General features: G+C 44.7%; 15 protein-coding genes. 6 read left to right on the top strand and 9 right to left on the bottom strand.

The window, feature by feature from the left end:
- The first annotated feature begins 116 nt into the window (after positions 1–116).
- Positions 117–476 carry a hypothetical protein gene (locus tag ACLWOR_RS09040; RefSeq protein WP_413940373.1) on the top strand — a complete coding sequence of 120 codons (360 nt, stop codon included), beginning with the start codon at positions 117–119 and terminating at the stop codon, positions 474–476.
- Positions 477–520: 44 nt separating this feature from the next.
- On the opposite strand, the gene ACLWOR_RS09045 is transcribed toward ACLWOR_RS09040, so the two are convergent.
- The 8 genes from ACLWOR_RS09045 to ACLWOR_RS09080 all read right to left on the bottom strand — a co-directional run bounded on the left by ACLWOR_RS09045 (position 521) and on the right by ACLWOR_RS09080 (position 9171).
- A complete protein-coding gene (locus ACLWOR_RS09045) occupies positions 521–1015 on the bottom strand; it encodes a methylated-DNA--[protein]-cysteine S-methyltransferase (protein WP_413940374.1) in 495 nt (164 codons plus the stop codon).
- Between the two features lie 87 nt (positions 1016–1102).
- Complete coding sequence (locus tag ACLWOR_RS09050; protein ID WP_413940375.1) at positions 1103–2176, bottom strand: hypothetical protein; 1074 nt, start codon at positions 2174–2176, stop codon at positions 1103–1105.
- Between the two features lie 117 nt (positions 2177–2293).
- Complete coding sequence (locus tag ACLWOR_RS09055; RefSeq protein ID WP_413940376.1) at positions 2294–2713, bottom strand: hypothetical protein; 420 nt, start codon at positions 2711–2713, stop codon at positions 2294–2296.
- Positions 2714–2787: 74 nt separating this feature from the next.
- Positions 2788–3777: a hypothetical protein gene (locus tag ACLWOR_RS09060; protein ID WP_413940377.1), complete on the bottom strand. Its 990-nt coding sequence runs from the start codon at positions 3775–3777 to the stop codon at positions 2788–2790.
- A 68-nt stretch (positions 3778–3845) separates the two neighbouring features.
- The gene (locus tag ACLWOR_RS09065; protein WP_413940378.1) at positions 3846–4613 is read right to left on the bottom strand and encodes a hypothetical protein; all 768 of its coding nucleotides are present in this window, start codon (positions 4611–4613) and stop codon (positions 3846–3848) included.
- 23 nt (positions 4614–4636) lie between these two features.
- Positions 4637–7450 (bottom strand): pyruvate dehydrogenase, encoded by a 2814-nt coding sequence (locus ACLWOR_RS09070; protein ID WP_413940379.1) that lies wholly within the window; start codon positions 7448–7450, stop codon positions 4637–4639.
- A gap of 152 nt (positions 7451–7602) precedes the next feature.
- A complete protein-coding gene (locus ACLWOR_RS09075; RefSeq protein WP_413940380.1) occupies positions 7603–8094 on the bottom strand; it encodes a hypothetical protein in 492 nt (163 codons plus the stop codon).
- A gap of 138 nt (positions 8095–8232) precedes the next feature.
- Positions 8233–9171, bottom strand: coding sequence for an energy transducer TonB (locus ACLWOR_RS09080; protein ID WP_413940381.1), 939 nt, complete (start codon positions 9169–9171; stop codon positions 8233–8235).
- A gap of 135 nt (positions 9172–9306) precedes the next feature.
- On the opposite strand from ACLWOR_RS09080, the gene ACLWOR_RS09085 reads away from it, so the two are divergent.
- The 3 genes from ACLWOR_RS09085 (at position 9307) to ACLWOR_RS09095 (ending at position 11745) form a co-directional block, all read left to right on the top strand.
- Positions 9307–10032 carry a Stp1/IreP family PP2C-type Ser/Thr phosphatase gene (locus ACLWOR_RS09085; RefSeq protein ID WP_413940382.1) on the top strand — a complete coding sequence of 242 codons (726 nt, stop codon included), beginning with the start codon at positions 9307–9309 and terminating at the stop codon, positions 10030–10032.
- A gap of 34 nt (positions 10033–10066) precedes the next feature.
- Positions 10067–11071: a M23 family metallopeptidase gene (locus tag ACLWOR_RS09090; protein WP_413940383.1), complete on the top strand. Its 1005-nt coding sequence runs from the start codon at positions 10067–10069 to the stop codon at positions 11069–11071.
- Positions 11072–11145: 74 nt separating this feature from the next.
- On the top strand, positions 11146–11745 hold the full coding sequence (locus ACLWOR_RS09095; protein ID WP_413940384.1) for a hypothetical protein: 600 nt from the start codon (positions 11146–11148) through the stop codon (positions 11743–11745).
- Between the two features lie 40 nt (positions 11746–11785).
- On the opposite strand, the gene ACLWOR_RS09100 is transcribed toward ACLWOR_RS09095, so the two are convergent.
- Positions 11786–14026, bottom strand: coding sequence for a hypothetical protein (locus ACLWOR_RS09100; RefSeq protein ID WP_413940385.1), 2241 nt, complete (start codon positions 14024–14026; stop codon positions 11786–11788).
- Between the two features lie 338 nt (positions 14027–14364).
- Between ACLWOR_RS09100 and ACLWOR_RS09105 the strand changes: the two genes are divergently transcribed.
- Positions 14365–14919 carry a hypothetical protein gene (locus tag ACLWOR_RS09105; protein ID WP_413940386.1) on the top strand — a complete coding sequence of 185 codons (555 nt, stop codon included), beginning with the start codon at positions 14365–14367 and terminating at the stop codon, positions 14917–14919.
- A gap of 19 nt (positions 14920–14938) precedes the next feature.
- The gene (locus ACLWOR_RS09110; protein WP_413940387.1) at positions 14939–16120 is read left to right on the top strand and encodes an acetyl-CoA C-acetyltransferase; all 1182 of its coding nucleotides are present in this window, start codon (positions 14939–14941) and stop codon (positions 16118–16120) included.
- The last annotated feature ends 19 nt before the right edge of the window (positions 16121–16139 follow it).

The raw sequence follows: 16139 nt of genomic DNA on the forward strand, positions 1-16139 counted from the left end.
TCTGCTGTAAACGAACTGTGCGAGAAATTCTCATGGCGATTGCGTTTATTTGAATAAAGGAAGGCACAGGCATTGCTTTAAAAACTCACGAATTAACTCTAACAAAGGATATGTATATGAAACATTTCTTGATGGCCGTTCTTTTAGTGGCTTCTTCAGCAGCGTCTGCTGCAGTCGATGTTGATTTAAGAGAAGTGAAGGACATTCACTGCAGCGAACTTATGAATTTAGATGAAGTGTTTTCACTTTATGGAATCAACTCTTCTTCTCCGCGAGTTTTAAGAACAAATAATTCGGCGATGGAAGTGAAGTCTATCACGAAGAATTCGATTCGATTTGAAAACTACGCCGATGGCGAAACCTATACGCTGACTCTTCAAAGACAAGTGAGCACTTACAAAGGTCGTAAGATTTTAGCTGAGTACAGCTACGAAAAGGGCAACCCGACAACTCTAGCTTGTGTTGTTACTTACTAGATTGAAAACAAAAAAGGCGGCTAGGAGCCGCCTTTTTTATTCACTTAGTTCAAAGCGCCTTCCATTTCGAGAAGACCACTTTTCAATTTTGAACCCCAACGGTATTTCAATTTAGAAGCGCCTTTACCAACAACACGATGGCAAGGAATCCAATAAGCAATTGGGTTTTTCGCAACTGCAGAGGCTACTGCGCGAGTTGCCGAAGGTTTTTTCAAGCGTTTTGCAACGTCAGAGTAAGTGCGAGTTTCGCCTTCAGGAATGCTCAAAAGATCCAACCAAACTTTCATTTGGAAGTCTGTGCCCATCACTTTAACTTTGTGCTTTTTGTTCCAGAAGTTTCCTTTAGTCCATTTAGCAGGCGTGAATTTTCCAAGTTTAAAGCCATAAAGTTCTTTGAAGAATTTCGCAAGATCGCCTTCCACCAATTTTTTTCCAGCAGCATAGCTACCGAGGAAAACCAATTCTTTATCTTCGAAAGCCGCAAGCCATTCGCCAAGTGGAGACTCTACTTTATAAACGTTAAATTCAAGATCTTGCATTCAAAATACCTCTATGTGACTTATTGTTCGGGCGCAAAGTAGCCTTGGCAGGTCGGTATTGTCAATTGAGGCGTTCACTCTATAAAACTAATTCATGCAGCGAGGCTTTGTGCATGATGCTTGATCATCTAGCAAGCAACTCAACTTAGTTTTAAGGATGTCTAAACGACATTGCTTTGAAGCATGGCCAAATGGGCCCGTCGCGGCTTCAGAGGCTTCTTTTGACAGGCTAGGGAGTGCTTCATCGCGGGTTTGCATAACAGCGCTAGTAAGCGAAATAGCAGCTAGGGCGGCGCGCTTGCAAATACTGTTTTCAGTCGCTGAAGAACGGTGTTTTGAACAGAAGGTTTCAACATCCGGAGGAATCTCAACCCTATTGATAAACGCGATCCCCTGAGGTTCCGCAAAATAGTTCATGCAGTAGTCCATTGAGTACCAATCTGCATCCCGTTCCGAAGTCGAAATAGAGTTGGTAAGATTCTTTTGAATCTGCGCAAAGTTGTTTTGGTGATGGCCAACTTCATGACAAAGCATGAGGTAATAAGCATCGATGCTCAGAGCAAGCTTTGAAAATTGCTGGGTGTCTATTTTGAAGGAAATTCGGTAAGGCGATTTAATTTTTCCACTGTAAATTCTAGTTGCAGCAATACCAACTGCTGGATCATTTTCAGTGAAATTCAAATCAAATCGAGCATTGAATTCCTTTCTTAAAGGAAGCATCCAGCGGAAGAAAACTCGGGTGAGATCTTTCAGTTTTTTTTCGTTAAAATAAGAACTAAAAAAAGATGGTTTCTGAATGATCAAGGGGTTTTCGATATTTTTAGTGCAAGAAATTTGATCGATTCCGCGATCGTCAGTGAATTCAAAGCTTTCAATTTCTCCATTTGAATCCAAGCGAATTGTCGAAAGATTTGGGTTGTTTTCGGTAGATGTGGGCTTACCGAGAGCTCGGTCAAATCCGAAAAGGCGACAAACAGAGTCCGCTGAATTCTTGGTAGAGATTTTCAAAATTCGGTCGCGAACCTCATAGACAGCTACGCCTTTTAGGGTCGTCGTTCCATTATTTTGTACGATAGAATCAACATGCAAGGCTTCGCTGAGAAAGACCTCAGGATTCACGGATTGTGCACAAACTGTACAGGCGGCAAAAAAAGTTGCCAAAATCGCGCTTATTTGGGGTCTAAATCTTGATAATTTCATAGTAGAGAAACAAATACAAAGAACGAGCCAGTTTTTGGGGTTCTGGCGAAGGGCGTTCACAAACGAAGAAGAGACCTCTTACGAGATCTCTTCAATGTAAATAAGACCAATATAGTGGATATTATGGGCGTGATGTTCCTTCAGAATGTCGATGATTTCAGCCTTCGCCTCATCGTCTTCGGTAAAGACGCTCAGCAAATAGTGGCCATCGCGCATTTCCCGATCGGCCTCTTCTAAAAGTGTCCAATCACCCGAGCCAAAGATCTTTTGGATAAAGCGCGCATACTTTTCCAGCATGCTGTGCTCCTCGCCCTCGGGATCGATGGCATGCAGGCCCTCAGCTCCATGATAGATCGTAAAAAAATCATCGCTTAAGCCGTGGGAGCGAAGTGCCTCCAAAGCCTTATCTAAATCCTCGCGCGAGTCAAAAAAACCAACGGTGTGATTCTTTTGAAATGAAAAGTATTCTGAATTTTGTAACTGATCGAGGTTTTGCATAGGATCCTCCTCAGGTTTATTTATTTTAAACCCGTTCTTTTTCTTGGAAATGGACTTTGCTGAATTACAGGCCTCTATTCAAAAACACCGTCCATAGTCATATATTTCTGATTCCCGGCGGTCATACGAAGCGATTGATAAAAGCTTTTCTGGCATTGGCCGCGTAAAAGCGAATCCAAGGCTCCTGTCATCGCTGTCCAGACTTCTGTGACTGTTAAGATGTCTAAGGATGTGATCACGCCTGTATGAGGCGATAGAGAGCGAATTTTTCTTAAAAAGTGATCGCGCGAATCGCAAGAAAAAAGGCCCATAATTTCGGTTGGGTCCTCCGCACTGCTAAAGGCATTGAGCATCTTATTGAGGCCGGGTCTTTTGGCTTTATAATAGCCCGAGTAGTTTAATTTATTTGTGCCGGGAACAAATACCGGCGGGTTAAAGTCAGGGCCGCCTCCGTTGCGGGAATGCCCGAAATAAAATGTCACATCCGCATTGCGAATGGCGTTCTTGAAAAAACTTTCGGTGTATTGGCTGCGCGAAGATTGATTAGCTGAGTAGCGTCCCGTATTGCGGGAAAGCAGTTCCGTTTCGGAAGAAAACTGCACTTCCACACGCGCTGTAAAGGTCTTTCCGCGAATGCGAATGGGTTTTGAGAATCGATACATGTTTCCAGATTCGCGACGAAAACCGCAGAGCTGATTGTTTCCCCGGCATGAGGAGGTCAAGATCGAACTCAGTGCATAGAAACCCCCGATATCCATGGAGGGGCTATAGCCGTAGTTCTCACCGTAATAACGAAGCGGGCTTCCTGTTGTCCAATCGAAATACCCCAGAGCAATGCGGATATCGAGGACGCCATCTTTTAAAAGAGAGTCATAGCGCTTTTCACAAATTTGTCTTTTGTCTTCAGGTAAGTTCTGCAGGCGATCATTCGAGGTAGAGGCCAGACGATTGAGATAATCCTTACCCTGACGATAAAAAGTACCTTCGTAGAGATAGCCGCGATCCGCGAACGAAAGAATTGGAAAGAAGAATCCAACAACGAGCAAAACATGTTTGAGTCTCATGCGTGTCCCTCCAGAAAAAATATTCTTAAGGGACTTGCAGATGATGTCGAGTGAAAGCGAAAGAACTATTAAATTGCAGTGGCAACACTTTTGAGAAAGCGTTCAACACCAGGGACATATTCCTCACGGAAGTCGCGAAGGCCTGTCAAATGTTCGGCTTCAGGCAATGATAATTTCGTCCATTCCAACTGCGGGTGACCTTCAAACACTTCATCAATGTGGGCTGGTGGAATAAGTTTATCTTTCCAACCGCGAATTGACAAAATTTTGAAACCCTCTGGGAATTTATCTAAATCTTGTTTTAAATCTTTATGCAAGAGCGGACTCCATCCCATGCTCAAAAGGGGAGTCAGTGTCCATTTTAGCAAGCGCGATTTGAGTTGAAACTCATGCGTATAAAGATTGTAAGCTGAAGGTAAAAAGCGAGCCGTCGGTCCACTGTCGCAAATCAAAGCCTTCACGTCGGAACTATTTCTGCGAGAAATCGCTTCGATCGCTGCTGCTCCAGGATTGGAAAAAGCAAAGACGATTTTATTTCCAGGAATGATATTTAACAGATGAGTGATTTGATCAGCGTAAACGTGTTTCGCACCAAATTTACCATTCGGACTGATCGGCAATCTTAATTCGAAGATGTCTTTGTGTGTGCCTTTTAAATGAAAAGCGAAGGCATCAAAACCTAAATCGTTAACAAGTTTAATGTGACGGATCAGTTGGCGTTTGCTGCCATCATAGAAATGAACAAAAAAGATCAACTCGTCGAACTTTTTGTTTTTGCTTAAAAAAAACTCCCCATCTAAGGGGAGTTTTTCATTGGTAAAACCAGAATAATCCATAAGCCTCTTATAAGGCTCCCGCACTAGTGTTTTTGTGCAGGAGTTCTAGAAGGCCAAAGCTCTGTCCAGTGAGCAGAAGCGCCTTCTGCTTGGTGGGCATCGCCAAGGGCTTGTTCAGATACGATAACTTTCTCAAGAGCTGTTTCTGCCAATACTTTACCGCAAGCTTCAACAACTGATTCAGCGTCGATACCGTGGTAAGCGTAAATTTCAGAAGGGCGACCGCATTTTGAGTGCTTGCGAACAGCCAAGCATTCCTGACGAACACCGACGATAGAGCCGATATTATCAAGAAGACCTGCTTCACCGTCATGAACGCTGACAACAGGAACGCGACGACCCGCAACTGTGATTAAATCACCTGTGCGAACTTCTTCGCTGCGGTTCAAGATCAAGTTTGAGTTAATACCCAAGCCAGATTTCAAGTATTCGTAGTCAGTTTCGTGACCTTGGATGCCAACAAGCAAATCACTTGAAGTCACAACGATCACGTTTGCGTAAATACCACGAGACAACAATGCTTCAGAAGCTTTAATAGCTTCAGTCGTCAAGGAACCCATTGCGAAGATGTTGATTACGTTGTCACCCGGCTCATAGCCCGCGTAACCACGGTAATCGATCAAGTAGTAAGCACCTTTCAAAACTTCTTCACGAACAGTTCTGAAGATTGTTGCTTCATCAAGAGCCGCTACTTCTTCTTCGTTTGCTGCGCCATTCATTGGGAATTCTGCGCGTGCCAAAGGAGCTTGCAAGCCGTCTTTGAAACGAGCTTGTTTTTTCAAGTAGTGAAGCATGTCTTTTTGTTCAGCTCCGCGAGTCACCAAACGCAACAACACGCCTGAGCGGCCCGCATTGTCGTTCAATACGTGACGTTTCAAAGCATCACACAAGATCCAATCCAACTCTTGGCAGAAGAACGGTTCCCAAGTGATTTGGAATGGAATTTGGATATCAGATTTCCAACCGTGTTGCGCGCCTTCAGGAGATAATGTCACACCAGACGGAGTGCCCACGCAGATGAAAGAACTTTTCCAGTAAAGATTGTAGAAGTATTGATCCAATGCACGTTTGATGAAGAAATCATAAACTGTCATCAAAGGCATGAGTGGAATACCCAATGTATCGCGCATTCTTCCGAATGAGCCCACACAGGTCATCACGTTTCCTTCTGCGATTTCAAAACGCAAGAAACGGTCTGATACTTCCTCACCAGGAACGAGGTCTGGCAATTTGTGGTCTTTAACGCCCAAGTCAGTTTCGTGATCGACAACAACTGGAGCACCAAAGATTTTACCATCCATCGCAGGGTTCAAGTTCGTTGAAGTTCCCACGTCTGGCGCCATAGAGATGAACAATTCGCCCGGAAGTTTGAATGGCTTTTCGTTCGGAGTAAGAGCTTTTTGTTTGTCAGAAAGTTTAGACTCATCAAGCGGCGTGTTCGCGATACGAGTCAACTTCGCAGTCAACTGACCAAGCATCCACTGTGTATGCGGATAGCTTGTCATTTTCGTGTTGATGTCCAAAGTTTCTGGGATTTCGCCGAAAGCTGTCAGTTGTTTCAAGAATGAATCTTGGTTTTTTGCTTTCAAGGCGTGTTGAGCTTTGATGTCTGCAAGCAAAGATTCACCGCGCTCTTTAAGAAATTTCGCTTCAGCAGTGCCGGATGCGAATCTTTCGTAAAGTTTGTCGCCTGAGATTTTTTGTTTTTGGCGCAATTCTTCAACTTCTTCTTCTTGTGGTAAAGAAGAATGGTTGCCCGGTTGAGCGGCGGCACGAAGGCCCCAGCCTTTAAGAGTGTGCGCGATGATGATTGTGGGTTTACGTTTTGATTCTTTTGACTTCAGCATTGCTTCAGCCAAAAGGATCATATCGTGACCACCGAAATCACGGAAAGCATCGTAAAGCTCTTGATCAGTCACGCTCTCAAGGAATTTTTTAAGATGCGGATGTTCTTTCGAAATGCCTTTTTTCAAAGCTTTCATGTCTTGCACAAGAAGCAACGATTGCAATTCGTAGTCTTCCAATTCTTTTTCTAGGAAGTTTTTGAAAAGCTCGCCGTCTTTCTTTTTGAACAGCGCTTGACGTTTAGAACCGTGACGAACTTGGATCACTTCCCAACCGTTGGCAGCCATTGTGCGCTCAACGCGGTCAGCATCTGTCCCGTTCATGATTTCTTTGTTCGTGATACGGTGACCATCAAGTGATTGACGGTTGTAGTCCAAGATCCAAGTCACAGAACCAAGCTCACGCTCAGCAAAGTCAGGAACAGCTTCATACATAGAGCCTTCGCGGAATTCAGAGTCACCGCAAACAGCCCAGAAGTGTGCATCTGGAACTTCATAATTATGCTCGCGAGCATAACGGTAGGCTAGCGCCATGTAACCCGCAGCCACTGGTGGAATACCAACAGATCCGGATGGGTAGAAGTTGTGGTTATCAGAGTCGTAAGTTGAGTGATAAGATTGGAATACAGGTTCACCTTGCGCAGAGAATTTACGCAAACCGTTCATCGCTGTATCGCACTCTTCTTGTGACAAACGAGACAAGTCGTTTTTCAAGAAAAGATCGAGAAGATAGTTGTACGAGTGATCAGTTGGCGAAGCATGTGGTTTGTTCGCGATATGATCGAAGCCTGTTTTCACAAGTAAGTGCAAGGCACCCATGATGTGAAGAGAGCTGGCGCTAGCAGCAGGGTGACCGCCGATTTTTGGATCGCCTTTTTCTTTGTCGGAACGGTGGTTGGCTTGCCAAATCATTTGGGTTGCCAAGTAGTGAGCGCGACGAGCGATGGAGTCCAGAACCTCGGGTTTGATGTTCTTAAGAGCTGTTTTATCCAAGTGGTTCTCCTTGATTTTGAGAGTCGTATTTCGACTCGGAAACTAGCACTCTACAGAGGAGGAGTCCATTGGTTTAAGCGCTGCGACAAGAGTTCTGGCTCTAATTCTTGAGGGGTCCTTATCGAAAGGCCAGTCCCCTCTGAAAAAACGTCTTAAAGACCATTGAGAATCGAATTCAAATCGAGTTTTGCATTCTTTGCATTCGTGTTTTCACTCGTATTTTTCCGAACAACTCCAAATGGCACATCACCCCACCATTTTTGATCCACGCGTCCATCTTCTGAAACTGTCACCAGCATGCAAGTTTTATAGGTTCCCGCGGGCACTGTGGTTTCTTCGATCTTGCCACCATTGGCTTCACAAGTTTCCAGCGTCTTTTTGAATTGTTCAGGAGTGTAAATACTTTCGTGCTCCAAGGTTTCTGTCATTCGTTCTTCACCCAGGGTCACGTCTTTTTTAACCACCCATTTTTTGGATTTTTCATTTTGGCTGAGGATTTCTTTGACGACTTTAATGGGTGTTGAAGTGCCATCCAGTTTATCAATTGTGCCGGTCCATTCGACACGGTCACCAACAGCGGGGTAGGCAAATGCCGTTGCGGTAAATAAAAAAACCAGCGTTGCGAGGAAAGATGAATGCAACATAAGACCTCCATCCTTGAGTATTGAAAAAAATAATGCGTCTAGGATGGCACGAAGAAATTTCTTTGTGAGGAAATAAAAAAAGAGCCTGCGAAGTTACAACTGCAGGCTCTTGATGAATAGCAATTTTGGTTTTGAAAACTAAGTTTCGAGAACGAAATCCCAGCGGATTTTCACGGTGCCATCACCTTCAACTATTCCTTTGGGAGGATTTGGGAAAGGAGCAGCGGCACGGAAGGCTTCAATCGCGGCATCGTCAAGATCACGAACTCCAGAGTCACTTAACACCTGAACACGCACCAAAGTTCCGCGATCGTTGAGAACGATCATCAGTTTTGTCACGCGGTCTTGGTTTGCGGCAGCAGGAGCACGGCCTTCTTTAAACATTTTCGTTAGTTTTTCGCGGACTTTGCCTTCCCAATGCTGGGCAAGTTGACGACGAATACGGCTGTAGTACGAGTAGTATTTAAACTCGCGCGTATTCAACATCGTTTCAAGTCCCTGATCAACATCCTTGATGTAATCGTTACTTGCAGAAGCATCGCCGGTTCCGTCTGGAGTCGCACCAGAACCATTGCCTTTGCCTAGACCTTCTTTGTCCGCCAATTTTTGACGTTCAAGGGCCTCAGCAGCGTCGAAGCTTTTGAAAATATCTTTGGCCAACTTCTCTTCAGGAGTTGGTTCCGACTTTTCTTTGCCATTGCCTTTTGGACCTGACTTGCTTGCAGTCGGTTTTTTTACGTTTTTAAACTCGCCACGATCTTTTGCAATCGTTTGCTTGTCTACTTTTTGGTTTTTAGCGCTCAGGAAGCGTGTATCGACCTCTTGCTCGTTTGCCGATGTTTCACTCTGCTCAACAATTTGGTTAGCAGGAGTTTGTATCGGTTTTTTAGGTCCAGTTTGTTGTGGTGTCGTCGCAAGCTGCTGTAGTTCTTCTGGAGTCACAAAATCAATATCAACGGCTTGATTGATGGGTTCCGGAGTCTTCAAAGCCTCAGCTAGGAAAAGACCGCCCATAATCAGCATATGAATTACGAGAGATGCCAGTACATACATTCTGAAAGAGCGGAAATATTTCATCAGAACCTCACCCCTTCTATCGGTATTATGACACCGGAGATTAATGTTTAGGTGATCCTGTTTTGCGGAAATTCGACCGAAGTCGAGGACCAGACTTTGACTCGCGCATGTTGTTTGAGTGAAAATGAAACAATTATGAAATTTAACTCATGGTGTCTGACAGATAAGGGCCTTCGCCGTGATTCAAACCAGGACTCTTGCCTCATCAACGAAGACATTGGTCTTTTCATTGTGGCAGACGGAATGGGTGGTCACTCCGGGGGAGAAGTTGCTTCCAGCATGGCAGTGGAAACTGTAGAAGAAATTGCCTTGCAACCGGGAGCAGAAAAAAAGTCTCCTCGCGAACTGATTCTTCAGTGTTATGAAGAAGCCTCTCGCCGTATTTTCGATAAAGCAGCTCACGAAAGACCGGAGCTTGCGGGTATGGGAACGACAATGGTGTTGTCGTACTTGCGCGGAAAGCATCTCTACGTCGGAAATGTCGGGGATTCTCGCTGTTATCTTTTTAAAAAACCGTATTTGTGGCAGATCACCGAAGATCATTCTTTGATCAACGAGCAATTGCGCGCTGGCGTAATGACGGAAGAACAAGTTCATCAATTCGTCGGTCGAAATGTGATCACTCGAAGTGTTGGTTATGAGCGCGAAGTTTATCCCGACGTAATCGAGCGAGAAGTCGCACCGGGCGAAATGTTCTTGATGTGTTCCGATGGACTTTCTAGTTTGGTGCCTGATCAACGCATCTGCGAAATCATGAATCAAAATACACCTGACAAAATAGTAAAAGCTTGTGTAGAACAAGCTCTAGCCAATGGTGGTGACGATAACGTCACGGTCATGCTTTTACAGTTCGTTGAGTAAAAGTCGGCTACAAAGATTATAGAGGTTCGAAGTTTTGGATAAAAAGAAAGTCACGCTGTTCATCGTAAGCAATCAGACAGGAAAAACGCGTAAGCTCGTTTTATCTGCTGCGTGGCTTAAAGCTCTCTCTTTTATTTCTGCGATTGTGATCGTGATTTTCGCTGCCGGTTTGGTGGATTATTTTGGTTTGCTTTTGCAGGTCATGGAAAATAAACGCCTCAAAGCTGAAAACGCGCAACTCGAAAAACAATTCCAAATCGTTGAGAGTAAAGTCAGCGCCCTGGAAAATTCACTAGAGCGCGTAAAAACTTTCACGACCAAATTGAAATTGATCACCAACGTCGATGCTGACGACCGTATCACAAAATTGACCATGGGTCCGAAGCCAAGCGCGAACCAACCGGTTGAAGAATATGAACCGATGGAGCAACGTCAAGACGCCGAAGCCATGACTCAAGAAGATCAAGTCTATGCCAATAAAAAACCTCTTGATGATCAAGTCGGAGAGTTGGCAGCAGAAGAAGCCGACCGTGATTATGCATCCTTGGTGGTGCGAATTGATAAGGCCGTTAAAGAAACTCAGCTGAAAGAACAAAGCGTGATCGATTTGTGGGAGAGTTTGTCAGAACGTCAAAGTTTGTTGAACTCAACTCCAAATATGAAACCAGCAAAAGGTTGGATCACATCGCGTTTCGGTTACCGTATTTCTCCATTTACTGGAAAAACGGCACTTCATGCGGGTCTTGATATTGCCGCGGCTCCAGGTTCTCCGGTGTATGCGCCAGCTGATGGTGTTGTGGTGTTTGCGTCTTACGACGAATCGTACGGAAAATTGATTTCTATCGATTACGGATTTGGTGTGACGACTCGCTTTGGTCACTTGTCACAAATCTATGTTCAAGCGGGTCAACGGGTTAGCAAGTGGGACGTTGTCGGAGCCGTGGGTAACACGGGTCGCTCAACAGGTCCTCATCTTCACTACGAAGTTCGTATTAATGGAACGGCCGTCGATCCAATCAACTATATTCTAGATGAGTAGTTGCACAGCTGAGTAATGACACAGGACTAGAAAGCAGTCTTTGTTAGAAGCAAAATGGGCTAAAAGGAGGATTTATGATCCTGAATCTTTTAGCCTTTTTCTTTTTGGCGAGTGCGCCGAACTTGCAGGCGGCTCTTCCTCCTCAATTCACCGATTGTATGAACGACAACTCGGGAACTTCTTTATCCACGGCTGATATGAAGGAAATTTCCAAAGTTTCGAATCTGACGGTCTGTCAAAATCAAATCAATCTTTTAAGCAAATACGATGCAGTCGATTTGTTGAAAAGCCCGAATGTGAAAATGGGAATTTCGCTGGCGCGAACAGGATTTACACGCACCGATCTTATGGATATGGCCAAATCGGGAACCTATGTTTTGTATGTTGATACGGCCGTTTTAGATAAAACCTTCATTATGGATTTGCAAAGAGCCGGAGTGCAAATCGTTGTCGTGTCAGCAGGTGCGGGGCTTACGAAATTCGATATGCTGGATATGGCTAAAGTAAAACCGTTCATTTTGAATTTGAATTCGACCATGACAAAAGAAGATCTTCGTCAATTGGTGACTGCCGGAGTTCAAGTGGTGATTCGTATGAATCAAGCGGGGTTGTCGCGATCAGATATCATTGAGGTCGCGAAGGCGAATGCCGAGCTCGTGACGGTGATGCCATAACGGCAAAAAAAAGGGCTCTTTGCAGAGCCCTTTTTAGTTTCTATTCTTTATTCATGACTGAAACAGTTGGCATTGGGCATTGAAGCTCTTTAAGCTTCGCGCTGACGATTGCAGCCTTAGCTTGATAACCGCTTGTGTTCAGGGCTTCTTTAGCGCTGTTCACCATCGATTTTTTTACTTCAACGCCAGAAAGTTTCGTAACACCACGGCATTGTTCAACCACTGCCTGATCCATCTTCGCATCCAGAACTGGATCAATCATGTCACAGAAAAGTTTGATTGAACCCAAGTGATCAAGAGTTGCAGACCAATCAATCCATGCTGCTTCCAAGTTTTGGCAGATGATTTGATGTTGGCGAGAATCAAATTGAACTGTATCAAGATTCAAGTTTGAAAGTTTCTCAGCAATAGCCAGGTCTCGCTCTTGCTTTTGTGGATTCACGTAATAAGCCCCTGAGTTTGTCATAACATAGGACTTACCAAGTCCGGTCTCAGTGATGCTGTAAGCAGTGTCACGCACGGCTTTAAAGCTCACCAGGAACGCGGCAACAGATCTGTCGCTCACGGCTTTGGTGTGCTCCATCCAATCTAATACTGGAACGCTTGGTTTATTGCCCCAACCGAAACCACGAGTACCGAAAAGACCTGCTTTCAAAGACACCATACGTTGTGCAAGCTCAGAACGGTCGATAACAGAAGTATCTTTTTGCAGTTCTTGCATCGCCTTTTCAACGCGTTTGATGGTGATTTTTTGATTTTCAATAAAGTCGAATGAAGCTTTCCAAGTGCGGTACTCAGAGTATTCGTTCAGCTGATTTGCCAAAAGATTTTTATTCTTTTGAGTCAGAGCAGTCGTCATTTCAGTTGCTTGACGAACTCCAGAAATCCACGAACGAGTTGCTTGCGCACAAGTTTTCAATGCAGATTCGTCTTCTGAAGCGCGCGGAGCAAAGTCACGAACACGTTTCATATTGCTTTCATGCAAAGCCTTCATCGTGGCTGCTTGAAGCTTTTGAGACTTGTCTGATTGAGAAATAGCCGAGTTCAAGTTGTTGAAAACAGAAGATGGGAAGGTTTTTCCATCTTGTGCCCAGTTCGCAAGCTCTTGACCCAAAGTACACATCAAGAGGTCGTCTTGACTGTTTTGCGCCACTTGAGTTGAAACAACATTGAGGTCCGCTTTGTCGCTTTCCAATTGTTTTTCGATTTGGCCGAAGTATTTATCCATTTTGGATTTGTACGCCAAAATAGATGTCAGCTGGTTTGTTGGATTTTTGAAACGAACTCTGTAAAGATCCACGTCTTTCTCAAGCTCTTGAGTGATTTTTTCGATTTTGCCACTTTGAGCAAGTTGCATGAAACGAACTTTTGTTGCCACTTTCGTAAAAGCACAAGTATTTGCCCATACAGCCTTACGAACATTCGCGTCTTTCATATCCAACGCGCCTTTATCGAGCATTTTTGAAATTGCAGAGATACTGCTTGTCGCAATTGCACCACCCACAACGAACGGCAATGCGGGTGTTAAAGCTGCATTCATTGAAACCGCGAAAAGTGCGTAAGGAGCAAGACCTGCAACCACGTCATTAAGGGCTAACAACACCTTACCTGAAGTCATGGATTGGCGACCGCAAGCAGAGTTGATGAATTGGCTGTTATTAAAGATATCACCCAAGTTCGCAACGGCGCCCAAAGCAGCCGTTACACTGGAGTCAATTGTCGCTAAGTTCACTTGGCTTGGATCCGTGACTGCCATCATCTTCGCAAGAGCTTCGATATTTTCTTTGATCTTGTCGCCGTTGGCTTTCACGTCTTTAGCAGATGGGTTGTCCGTACAAGAAGTCACTTTACCAACAGCGGTTGAAAGAGCATCAATAGCTTTGAAAAGATCTGCGTTTGTAGGGCTATTTAAAATAGAGCAGTTAAACTCAGCTCCCACAGCTGCGATTGTCGCACCTTTGGTTCCTGATGGTGTTCCCGTAGTTGGCGCCGGTGAACCACCTGGTTTCGGAGCTGAAGTGCCTGGAGTGGTCGCTTGACCTGGTTTTGTTTCTCCCGGAGTTTGAGTGCCTGGATTTACCGGGCCGATTCCTACTTTTGGAATGCTCGGTTGAGCAGGACCAAGTCCCGTGTCGCTTTGTTGAGAACCATCTTGAGGGTCATCCATGCCTACGTCGATAGGGAGTTTGATAGGTAGACTTTGCGCATGTGCGAAGTAAGGTGCCGTCATCGTCATGGCGAGGACTAAACAAAGTGAACTTCGCTTCATAGACTTATACATAGGTTCTCCCTGTAGAACTTCTAGTGATTACGTAATATTTGCCCGCAAAATGTCGCTCTGGTTTTCGGGGGCTTGGTTCTAAGTTATTGAAATAACAAAGAAGAAGTTCCCGTAACGAGGGCGGATTTCAGGCTCGTCTCAATGGATGCAAGTTCGATGCTCAACTGGATCTTTTTGAGACAAGCCCATGAGCTGGTGTCAGAAGTAACAGGGGATGGTGCGACTTTTGGTCACCTTTGGTCATGGAGGCCTGAAAGAGTGTGTATTTTGCATTTCAAATCGAATTAAAAAGGACAAGGGCCACCTCTCGTGGAACGCTATTTGTAAGAGAGGTTTGTATGAGACGATTGGGCTCCATTCTTCTTTTAATGCTATCGATACTCACTTGTTGCAAGTGCTTGGCGAAGATTGATTTAAAATCAACGAAGCCGTTGGTGATCCCGCAAGACACTGTAACCCCCCGAATCACTTCGGAAGATGTCGCCAAAATTATTCCAACAGATATTAAAAAAGACGAAACCACTTCGTCGATGATGACTCGAATTGCTGACCGCACTTTCAATGCTTGGTTTAATTCTTCTACGGTTAAAAACTCGGCGGTGGGTCGCATGGCCGAAAAAACCCAAGAAAAGCTGAAAACAGATGTTGTTGTTGCTGGTGCGAAACCAGAAGACACGACTCATAAGTTTTCTTTCCGTATCGAAGCGTTTCAAGCGCTGGCAAAAATTGAGTACACAGGTTGGATGAAAGCTGTCGTCGATTATGACGCAAAAGTTTCTCAAACCAATGTCGAAGTGAAAGAAAAAGTCTTCCAAAATAAAGACCTCGTCCTCAGTCACAAAAAGAATTCTGAACAAGGTTTATCGATGATTGGCCTTGCCTGGTCCTGGTAAGCGTCCTACTCTTGAATGCATGGAAAAAATCGTATTTATCTCTGGGAAAAGAACTCCCTTTGGAGCATTTGGCGGATCTCTAAAGGATATTTCTGCAACTGATCTAGGTGTCGCTGCCGCTAAAGCGACTTTAGAACAAGCTGGCGTTTCTGCTGACAAGATTGACCATGTTGTTTTTGGTAATGTGGTTCAGTCAGGAGCGGATGCCGCTTATCTTCCTCGCCATATCGGTTTGAAAACAGGCGTGCCTATCAATGTCGGCGCGTTTGCAGTCAATCGCTTGTGTGGAAGTGGCTTTCAATCATGGGTGAATGCTGTGCAAATGATCCAATGTGGTGAAGCCACAGCGGTTCTTGCCGGTGGTGTTGAGCAAATGTCTCAGATCCCATACGTCGCGCGCAAAGTTCGTTTCGATGGTATGCGTATGGGGAATTTCGAATTGGAAGATTTGATGACGTCGGCGCTAACAGATGCTTACGCAAAAACTCCCATGGCAATCACAGCTGAAAATTTAGCAGTGAAGTACGACATTTCACGTGAAGCTTCTGATAAATATTCTATTCAATCACAACAACGTTTTCACGCGGCTTTTGAGAAAGGTTACTTTGCACAAGAGATCGGTCCTGTCACGGTAGAAACTCGTAAAGGCACAGTGGTTGTTGATAAAGACGAACATCCAAAACCGGATTCAACCTTAGAAAAAATCGCGACATTGAAACCGATCTTTAAAAAAGATGGCTTGGTCACAGCAGCTTCGGCTTCTGGAATCGTTGATGGGGCGGCTTGTTCATTGTTGATGAGTGAATCAAAAGCGAAAGAGTTGGGATTGAAACCTCTGGCTCGAATCGTAAGTTACGCTTCGGTCGGTTGCGAGCCTTCAATCATGGGTATCGGTCCTGCGGGAGCAGCACGTTTGGCTTTGCAAAAAGCGAACATGAAACTTGAGCAAATGGATTTGGTTGAAGTGAATGAAGCTTTTGCGGCTCAATACTTGGCTGTGGAAAAAGAATTGAAGCTTGATCCAGCTAAAACAAACGTCAATGGTGGGGCGATTGCAGTCGGACATCCTTTGGGAGCTTCGGGCACTCGTATCATGAACCACTTGGTTTATGAACTACATCGTCGTAAAGCGAAATATGCTTTGGGCTCTGCTTGTATCGGTGGTGGCCAAGGTATCGCGATTATTATTGAAGCACTTTAATTTTACTGCAGCAGTGGAA

Origin of the sequence: Bdellovibrio sp. HCB2-146, assembly GCF_047345725.1 — a bacterium.
GTDB lineage: Bacteria > Bdellovibrionota > Bdellovibrionia > Bdellovibrionales > Bdellovibrionaceae > Bdellovibrio.

Coding starts and splice junctions, on each gene's coding strand:
- ACLWOR_RS09075 (WP_413940380.1), bottom strand. CDS start 8,094: ATGTTGCATTCATCTTTCCTCGCAACGCTGGTTTTTTTATTTACCGCA.
- ACLWOR_RS09060 (WP_413940377.1), bottom strand. CDS start 3,777: ATGAGACTCAAACATGTTTTGCTCGTTGTTGGATTCTTCTTTCCAATT.
- ACLWOR_RS09085 (WP_413940382.1), top strand. CDS start 9,307: ATGAAATTTAACTCATGGTGTCTGACAGATAAGGGCCTTCGCCGTGAT.
- ACLWOR_RS09055 (WP_413940376.1), bottom strand. CDS start 2,713: ATGCAAAACCTCGATCAGTTACAAAATTCAGAATACTTTTCATTTCAA.
- ACLWOR_RS09105 (WP_413940386.1), top strand. CDS start 14,365: ATGAGACGATTGGGCTCCATTCTTCTTTTAATGCTATCGATACTCACT.
- ACLWOR_RS09095 (WP_413940384.1), top strand. CDS start 11,146: ATGATCCTGAATCTTTTAGCCTTTTTCTTTTTGGCGAGTGCGCCGAAC.
- ACLWOR_RS09040 (WP_413940373.1), top strand. CDS start 117: ATGAAACATTTCTTGATGGCCGTTCTTTTAGTGGCTTCTTCAGCAGCG.
- ACLWOR_RS09045 (WP_413940374.1), bottom strand. CDS start 1,015: ATGCAAGATCTTGAATTTAACGTTTATAAAGTAGAGTCTCCACTTGGC.
- ACLWOR_RS09100 (WP_413940385.1), bottom strand. CDS start 14,026: ATGTATAAGTCTATGAAGCGAAGTTCACTTTGTTTAGTCCTCGCCATG.
- ACLWOR_RS09065 (WP_413940378.1), bottom strand. CDS start 4,613: ATGGATTATTCTGGTTTTACCAATGAAAAACTCCCCTTAGATGGGGAG.
- ACLWOR_RS09110 (WP_413940387.1), top strand. CDS start 14,939: ATGGAAAAAATCGTATTTATCTCTGGGAAAAGAACTCCCTTTGGAGCA.
- ACLWOR_RS09080 (WP_413940381.1), bottom strand. CDS start 9,171: ATGAAATATTTCCGCTCTTTCAGAATGTATGTACTGGCATCTCTCGTA.